The organism is Piscinibacter sp., from assembly GCF_050175855.1.
GTDB lineage: Bacteria > Pseudomonadota > Gammaproteobacteria > Burkholderiales > Burkholderiaceae_C > Piscinibacter.
The window spans coordinates 1-7,201 of the sequence record NZ_JBFXIO010000273.1; the positions used below are offsets into that span (position 1 = coordinate 1).

Genomic DNA, 7,201 nt, shown 5'->3' on the forward strand with positions numbered 1-7,201 from the left:
AAGAGTTCCTCAAGCGCCTTCGCGCCCGGCTGGCGGACGAGCCGGTCGTGCTCGCCCCGCAGCCGGTGCAGGCCGCGCAGCCGGTGCCGATGGCGGCCGGGCGTTCGGCGCGGCGCTGGCGTGCCGGCGCCGCGGTCGCAGCCGGCTTCGTGGCCGTTGCCGGCGTGCTGGTGGCGCTGCAGGCGCCGTCGCCCGAATCGGCGCCGGCCGTGGCTCGTGCGCCTTCGCCGGTCGTGCCGGTGGCTGCCACGACGGTGGCCTCGCCGGCCGTAGCCGATGCGAACGGCGAGCACGCCGCGCTCGTGACCGATGGCAACGTGATCCGTGACGCGCGCCTGGACCGCTACCTCGCCGCGCATCAGCGCTTCGCCGGAGCGTCGGCCCTCGGCGTGCCGTCTTCTTTCCTGCGCAGCGCCACCACGGACGGCGCGAAGCGCTGAGCCGTTGTCCAGACGAACCGACTCATGCTTCTGCGCTCCCTGCTCGCGCTGACCCTCCTCGGCGCCCACGGCGGACTCGTGTCCGCCGCCGGGCCGGCCTCGGCGCCGGAAAGCCGCGAGGTCAAGGCCTGGCTGACCCGCATCCACGAAGCGGCCGGCAAGCAGAATTTCCAGGGGATCTTCGTCGTCAGTGGGGGCGGCGCGGTCTCGAGCGCGCGGATCGCGCACTACGGCGAAGGCAGCAACCAGTACGAGCGCATCGAGTCGCTGGACGGCCAGACCCGCTATGTCTACCGGCACAACGACATCGTCCACACCCTGTGGCCGGGCAGTCGCGTGGCGCTGGTGGAGCAGGCCCAGGCGCTCAGCGGTTTTCCGTCGCTGCTGCAAGGCAGCATCGACCGCCTGGCCGAGTTCTACGAAGTGCAGCCGCAGGGCCGCGAGCGGGTGGCCGGGCGCGAGGCACACGTGCTGCTCGTCCAGCCGCGCGACACCTATCGCTTCGGATACCGGCTGTGGTCCGACAAGGCGTCGGGCCTGTTGCTGCGTTCCGATGTTCTCGGCGAGCGCAATGAGGTGCTCGAGACCTCGGCCTTTTCGGAAGTCACGATCGGCGTGAAGCCGCAGTTCGACAGCGTCACCGGCCCGATGCGCAAGCTCGATGGCTATCGCGTCATCCGGCCGACGCTCGACAGCACCCGCCTGGAGGCGGAGGGCTGGAACATGCGCCAGCTCGTGCCAGGCTTCCGCGAGGTCAACTGCGTCAAGCGGCCGATGGAGTCGCCGACCTCGAACGCACAGGAAGCCACGTCGGAACCGGTGCTGCAGACCATCTTCTCGGACGGGCTGACCTACGTCTCGGTGTTCATCGAACCGTACAGCCCCGCCCGCCACCAGCGCGCGATGCGCACGGCCGTGGGTGCCACCCAGACGCTGATGCGCCGGCAGGGCGAGTGGTGGGTCACGGTCGTCGGCGACGTTCCGCCGGCCACGCTCCTCGCATTCGCCAACGGGCTCGAACGGCGCAGGTGACGCGCCGTCTTCCAAGGCTTCAGCAGTGAGGCTCACTTCCATCATGCACAACATGCCAACCACCGTTTCCGCGGCGGCTCGCCGTGGCTTCCTCATCGCGCTCGCCAGCTTTCTGGTCGCGGGCGCAGCGGCCTTCTTCACGCCGGCCGCGCAGGCGCAGTCGAACCTGCCCGAGTTCGCCGACCTCGCCGAGCGCGTCGGGCCGGCGGTCGTCAACATCCGCACCACCGAACGGCGTGCTGCGCGCGGCAACGGCATGCCGGAGATGGACGAGGACATGCTGGAGTTCTTCCGGCGCTTCGGCCTGCCCATCCCGAACCAGCCCGGTCCGCGCGGCCAGCGCCCGCAACCCGACGGCGAGCCGCAGCAGCGCGGCGTCGGCTCCGGCTTCATCCTCAGCGCCGATGGCTACGTGATGACCAATGCGCACGTCATCGATGGCGCCGACGAAGTCTTCGTCACGCTGGCCGACAAGCGCGAGTTCAAGGCACGCGTGATCGGCTCGGACCGCCGCTCCGACGTGGCGCTGGTGAAGATCGACGCGGCCGGGCTGCCGTCCGTTCGCACCGGCGACGTCAACCGGCTGCGCGTGGGCGAGTGGGTGATCGCCATCGGCTCGCCCTTCGGATTGGAGAATACGGTGACGGCCGGCATCGTCAGCGCCAAGGCGCGCGACACCGGCGAGTTCCTCCCGCTGATCCAGACCGACGTGGCGATCAACCCCGGCAATTCCGGCGGGCCGCTGATCAACATGCGCGGCGAGGTGGTGGGTATCAACTCGCAGATCTACAGCCGCTCGGGCGGCTACATGGGCATCTCGTTTGCCATCCCGATCGACGAAGCCACCCGCGTGGCCGAGCAGCTCAAGACCACCGGCCGCGTCAGCCGCGGCCGCATCGGCGTGAGCATCGACCAGGTGACCAAGGAAGTCGCCGAGTCCATCGGCCTGGGCAAGCCCACTGGTGCCCTGGTGCGCAGCGTGGAAGCGGGCGGGCCGGCGGAGAACGCCGGCGTGGAGCCGGGCGACATCATCACGCGCTTCGACGGCAAGACGGTGGAGAAGTCCGGCGACCTGCCGCGCATCGTCGGCGCGGTGAAGCCGGGCAGCAAGGCCACGCTGCAGGTCTTCCGCCGCGGCGCCTACAAGGACCTGAGCGTGGTCGTCGCCGAGGTGGAGCCGGACCGCGCTCGCCGCACCGCAGAAGCAGAGACCAAGCCGCACGCCACGACCACGACGTTGGGCATCGGGGTCTCCGACCTGACCGAGGCGCAGAAGCGCGAACTCAAGCTGAAGAACGGCGTGCGCGTGGAAGTGGCGGAAGGCGCTGCCGCGCGTGCGGGGCTGCGCGAGGACGACGTCATCCTGTCTATCGACAACACCGAGATCACCAGCGCGAAGCAGTTCGAATCGGTGGTGGCCAAGCTCGACAAGTCGCGCGCCGTCACCGCCCTCGTGCGCCGTGGTGACACCGTGAACTTCCTGATCATCCGACCGGCGCGCTGAGAGCCCTGCTGGCGCCCGGGCGACAGTCGGGGCGCCCGACTGGATTGTCGGGTCTTTCCGGGATCCGGGAAATGACGATGGATGACGGGTTTGCCGGATCGAGGTGGTGAATGCCTGTTCCCGTCTTGCGAAAGTCAGTGGATGCCAACCTCCGCGAGCGAGGCCTGATTGCCTTTGCTGACAGCTAGAATCGACGGCATTGGCGGCTGGCTTTCGACGTTCCAGGCAACAAAAAACCTGAGCTTCAGCTATCCCCAGGCGATCCACAAGCATTTGTGGAAAAGCTGTGGATGGATTTCGATGTTGGCGTCCTGCAACGAGCAGAAATCGAGCATTGGCGCGGGATTCCGGCGGGTGCTTTTGGCTACAATGAAGGCCCAACAAGCAGTTGCCATACGTTTTGTTGGAAGGCGCGTCACTCGTTCGACGTGCCTTTTTTTTAGCTTCAGCACGGCGCTTCGCGCCTTCACATCGCAGCGCGATGTGAGCTTGCGCTGCAACGGCTGCGCCGTTGTGTCTACGGCGTGAGCTTCGAGTCACGGTGTCCATGGACCACATCCGCAACTTCTCGATCATTGCCCACATCGATCACGGCAAGAGCACGCTCGCCGATCGCCTGATCCAGCGCTGCGGCGGCCTGTCCGACCGCGAGATGGAGGCGCAGGTACTCGATTCGATGGACATCGAGCGCGAGCGCGGGATCACGATCAAGGCACAGACGGCGGCCCTGCAATACAAGGCGCGCGACGGCAAGGTCTACAACCTCAACCTGATCGACACGCCCGGTCACGTCGACTTCAGCTACGAGGTCAGCCGGTCGCTGTCGGCCTGCGAAGGTGCGCTGCTGGTGGTCGACGCCAGCCAGGGCGTCGAGGCGCAGACGGTGGCCAACTGCTACACCGCCATCGAGCTCGGCGTCGAGGTGGTGCCGGTGCTCAACAAGATGGACCTGCCTCAGGCCGACCCCGACCGGGCAAAGGGGGAAATCGAGGACGTGATCGGCATCGACGCCGACGACGCCATTCCCTGCAGCGCCAAGACCGGCGAAGGCATCGACGACATCCTCGAGGCGGTGATCCAGCGCATGCCGGCGCCGCGCGGCAACCCGGATGCGCCGCTGCGGGCGATGATCATCGACTCCTGGTTCGACAACTACGTCGGCGTCGTCATGCTGGTGCGCGTGGTCGACGGTTCGCTCACCAAGGGCGAACGCATCCGGCTGATGGCCAGCGACGCGGTCTACGGCGCCGAGCAACTCGGCGTGTTCACGCCCAAATCGCTGCCACGCGAGACGCTGCGGGCCGGCGAGGTCGGCTTCGTGATCGCCGGCATCAAGGAACTGCAGGCCGCCAAGGTGGGCGACACCATCACGCTGGAAAAGAAGCTGCCGAACAACCTGGGCGTGGCCAGCGAGCCGCTGCCCGGCTTCAAGGAGATCCAGCCGCAGGTCTTCGCCGGGTTGTACCCGACCGAGGCCAGCGAGTACGACCAGCTGCGCGACGCGCTGGAGAAGCTCAAGCTCAACGACTCGTCGCTGCGCTACGAGCCCGAGGTCAGCCAGGCGCTGGGCTTCGGCTTCCGCTGCGGCTTCCTCGGCCTGCTGCACATGGAGATCGTTCAGGAGCGGCTCGAGCGCGAGTTCGACCAGGACCTGATCACCACGGCGCCCAGCGTGGTCTACGAGGTCGAACTCAACGACGGCACGGTGCTGCAGGTCGAGAACCCCTCGAAGATGCCCGACCAGGGGCGCATCCGCGAGATCCGCGAGCCCGTGGTCACCGTGCACCTGTACATGCCGCAGGACTACGTCGGCCCGGTGATGACGCTGGCCAACCTCAAGCGGGGCACGCAGATCAACATGGCCTACCACGGCCGCCAGGTGATGCTCACCTACGAGATGCCGCTGGCGGAGATCGTGCTGGACTTCTTCGACAAGCTGAAGTCGGTGTCGCGTGGCTACGCCTCGATGGACTACGAGTTCAAGGAGTACCGCGCGGCCGACGTCGTCAAGGTCGACATCCTGCTCAACGGCGACAAGGTCGACGCGCTGTCGATCATCGTGCACCGCAGCCAGAGCGTGTACCGCAGCCGGGCTGTCGTCACGAAGATGCGCGAGCTGATCTCGCGGCAGATGTACGACGTGGCGGTGCAGGCGGCCATCGGGGCCAACATCATCGCGCGTGAGACAATCAAAGCGCTGCGCAAGAACGTGCTGGCCAAGTGTTATGGCGGCGACATCACGCGCAAGCGAAAGCTGCTCGAGAAACAGAAGGCAGGCAAGAAGCGCATGAAGCAGATCGGCTCGGTGGAAGTGCCGCAGGAGGCGTTCCTGGCCATCCTCCAGGTGGACGATTGATGGGTCTCCTGACCGGTGTGCTCTACGGCGTGCTCGCCGTCTACCTCGGCGGCTGGTACGCCGGGAAGTGGACGGGCAACTTCTCGCTGCTGCTGTTCATCCTCAGCATCGTGACATTGGCCTACTGGCTGGCCGAGCGCTTCCACTTCGCACCGCAGCGTCTGGCGGCTGCGCGCCAGCTCGAGGAGCAGGAAGCCGCCCGCCGCGCCCAGCTCGCCGCCCAGGGCATCAGCAAGGTCGACACCGACGTGACGCAGGCGCGCGAGAGCCTGCTGATGCAGCCCTGGTGGCTGGACTGGACGGCCGGGCTGTTCCCGGTGATCCTGGCCGTGTTCCTGCTGCGCTCGTTCCTGTTCGAGCCGTTCAAGATTCCCTCCGGCTCGATGATCCCGACGCTGCTGGTCGGCGACCTGATCCTGGTGAACAAGTACCACTACGGCATCCGCCTGCCGGTGATCAACAAGAAGATCGTCGCCAACAACGACCCGAAGCGCGGCGACGTGATCGTCTTCCGCTTCCCGCGTGACACCAGCATCGACTACATCAAGCGCGTGGTCGGTCTGCCTGGCGACGAAGTGAGCTTTCGCAACCAGAAGCTGTACATCAACGGGCAGCCGGCGCCGCTCGAGGCCCTGCCGCCGCCGGGCTTCTACGACGAGACCACGCTGCGCTATTCGCCGGAGTTCAAGGAGAAGCTGGGCGAGGTGGAGCACCGCATCCTGGTCGACCCGAACGCGCAGCGCCCGTTCGGAGCCGACGGCGCCTACGCCTTCCCCTATCGCGAAAACTGCCGCTACAGTGCCGAGGGTGTCACGTGCAAGGTGCCGGAGGGGCACTACTTCATGATGGGCGACAACCGCGACAATTCGGAGGACTCTCGCTTCTGGGGCTTCGTCCCGGACGAGAACATCGTCGGCAAGGCCTTTTTCGTGTGGATGAACTTCGGCAACCCGAAGCGCATCGGTTCCTTCCACTGATGCGCCGGGGCACGGGGTTCACGACGGGAGCATGAACGAATGACCGTAAACTTTGCATCGAGCCGCCGCCAGCGCGGCGTCACCCTGTTCGGGCTGATGTTCTGGGCCATCGTGATCGGCGTCACGGCGCTGGTGGTGATGCGCGTGCTGCCGACCGTCAACGAGTACTACACGATCCAGCGCGCGGTGGACAAGATCGCCCGCGAGGGCGGCACCACGGTGCCGGAGATCCGCGCAGCCTTCGACAAGCAGAAGCAGATCGAATATTCGATCACCTCGATCGACGGCAGGGATCTGCAGATCACCAAAGAGAACGAGCAGGTCGTGGTGAGCTTCGCCTACGACAAGGAGATCGAGCTGGTTGCGCCGGTCTACCTGCTGATCAAGTACGAGGGGCGCTCGAAGAAGTAGCGCAGCGGGGGCAATGCGGGCTGCCGGCCCGATGAGCACCAACCCGATGGACGAACGACTCGACGAACTCCAGGCCCGCCTCGGGCACCGATTCCGCCAGGCCGACCTGCTGGCCCGGGCGCTGACGCACCGCAGCTTCGGCGCCGACCACAACGAACGCCTCGAATTCCTGGGCGACGCCGTCCTGAGCCTGGCGGTTTCCAGCCTGCTGTTCGAGCGCTTCGCCGGCTCCGACGAAGGCGACCTCACACGCGTGCGGGCGCACCTCGTACGCGAAGACAGCCTGCACCGCATGGCGCTGCAGCTCGGGCTGCCCGAGGTGGTGCGCCTGTCCGAAGGCGAAGCGCGCGGGGGTGGTGCGCAGCGCGCCTCCATCCTCGCCGACGCGCTCGAGGCGGTGATCGGCGCCGTCTTCCTCGACGCCGGCTTCGATGCCGCACGCGAACTGACGCAACGCCTGTTCGGCGAGGTGATCGCCGGC

Annotated in this window: 7 protein-coding genes and 1 pseudogene; all 8 read left to right on the top strand. The window is 66.9% G+C overall.

The window, feature by feature from the left end; all coding sequences use genetic code 11:
* Positions 1 to 440, top strand: a pseudogene (locus AB7U92_RS18465) (sigma-E factor negative regulatory protein); the annotation flags it as partial.
* Between the two features lie 24 nt (positions 441 to 464).
* Positions 465 to 1,472 (top strand): MucB/RseB C-terminal domain-containing protein, encoded by a 1,008-nt coding sequence (locus AB7U92_RS18470; protein ID WP_428580252.1) that lies wholly within the window; start codon positions 465 to 467, stop codon positions 1,470 to 1,472.
* Positions 1,473 to 1,524: 52 nt separating this feature from the next.
* A complete protein-coding gene (locus tag AB7U92_RS18475; protein ID WP_428580255.1) occupies positions 1,525 to 2,976 on the top strand; it encodes a DegQ family serine endoprotease in 1,452 nt (483 codons plus the stop codon).
* Between the two features lie 168 nt (positions 2,977 to 3,144).
* Complete coding sequence (locus tag AB7U92_RS18480; protein ID WP_428580258.1) at positions 3,145 to 3,504, top strand: hypothetical protein; 360 nt, start codon at positions 3,145 to 3,147, stop codon at positions 3,502 to 3,504.
* A gap of 19 nt (positions 3,505 to 3,523) precedes the next feature.
* Positions 3,524 to 5,332, top strand: coding sequence for a translation elongation factor 4 (gene lepA / locus AB7U92_RS18485; protein ID WP_428580267.1), 1,809 nt, complete (start codon positions 3,524 to 3,526; stop codon positions 5,330 to 5,332).
* Positions 5,332 to 6,309, top strand: coding sequence for a signal peptidase I (gene lepB / locus AB7U92_RS18490; RefSeq protein WP_428580261.1), 978 nt, complete (start codon positions 5,332 to 5,334; stop codon positions 6,307 to 6,309). The genes lepA and lepB overlap by 1 nt, the downstream gene beginning before the upstream one ends.
* Before the next feature lie 39 nt (positions 6,310 to 6,348).
* Positions 6,349 to 6,720: a DUF4845 domain-containing protein gene (locus tag AB7U92_RS18495; RefSeq protein ID WP_428580264.1), complete on the top strand. Its 372-nt coding sequence runs from the start codon at positions 6,349 to 6,351 to the stop codon at positions 6,718 to 6,720.
* Positions 6,721 to 6,766: 46 nt separating this feature from the next.
* Positions 6,767 to 7,201: ribonuclease III family protein (locus tag AB7U92_RS18500; RefSeq protein WP_428580270.1), on the top strand; the 435-nt coding region annotated here is incomplete at its 3' end.

Bases quoted from the DNA above. Each gene is read 5' to 3' on its own strand.
- AB7U92_RS18495 (WP_428580264.1), top strand. From the start codon at position 6,349: ATGACCGTAAACTTTGCATCGAGCCGCCGCCAGCGCGGCGTCACCCTG.
- AB7U92_RS18470 (WP_428580252.1), top strand. From the start codon at position 465: ATGCTTCTGCGCTCCCTGCTCGCGCTGACCCTCCTCGGCGCCCACGGC.
- AB7U92_RS18475 (WP_428580255.1), top strand. From the start codon at position 1,525: ATGCCAACCACCGTTTCCGCGGCGGCTCGCCGTGGCTTCCTCATCGCG.
- lepB (WP_428580261.1), top strand. From the start codon at position 5,332: ATGGGTCTCCTGACCGGTGTGCTCTACGGCGTGCTCGCCGTCTACCTC.
- lepA (WP_428580267.1), top strand. From the start codon at position 3,524: ATGGACCACATCCGCAACTTCTCGATCATTGCCCACATCGATCACGGC.